1 rRNA gene is annotated in these 511 nt (G+C 51.1%); it reads right to left on the bottom strand.

From position 1 onward, the window contains the following. A 23S ribosomal RNA gene (locus tag DSBG_RS21515) occupies positions 1-511 on the bottom strand; the annotation flags it as partial.

Here is a 511-nt window from a genome sequence, read left to right as displayed (position 1 = left end):
CGCCCTTTTCAGACTCGCTTTCGCTTCGGCTCCAGCTTCTCGCCTTAACCTCGCTACATACCGTAACTCGCCGGTTCATTCTACAAAAGGCACGCTATCACTCGCTCTCAGTAAACTGAGAGCAAGCTATAACTGCTTGTAAGCGCACGGTTTCAGGTTCTTTTTCACTCCTCTTCCGAGGTGCTTTTCACCTTTCCCTCACGGTACTGGTTCACTATCGGTCGCTAAGAAGTATTTAGCCTTGGGAGGTGGTCCTCCCTGCTTCCCACGGGGTTTCACGTGTCCCGCGGTACTCAGGATTCCCTCACAGAATGCTTTCCTTTCGTTTACAGGGGTGTTACCTTCTCTGCCCGGACTTTCCAGTCCTGTTCAGCTAGGAAACCATTCTTAAAAGAGGGTCCTACAACCCCGAATCCCGAAGGATTCGGTTTGGGCTCTTCCCGTTTCGCTCGCCGCTACTCAGGGAATCGATTATTCTTTCTCTTCCTCCGGGTACTTAGATGTTTCAGTT

Origin of the sequence: Desulfosporosinus cupriresistens (genome assembly GCF_001707885.1) — a bacterium.
GTDB lineage: Bacteria > Bacillota > Desulfitobacteriia > Desulfitobacteriales > Desulfitobacteriaceae > Desulfosporosinus.
The sequence above is the reverse complement of the archived record's forward strand: the minus strand, read 5'-3'. Positions and strand labels throughout refer to the sequence as shown.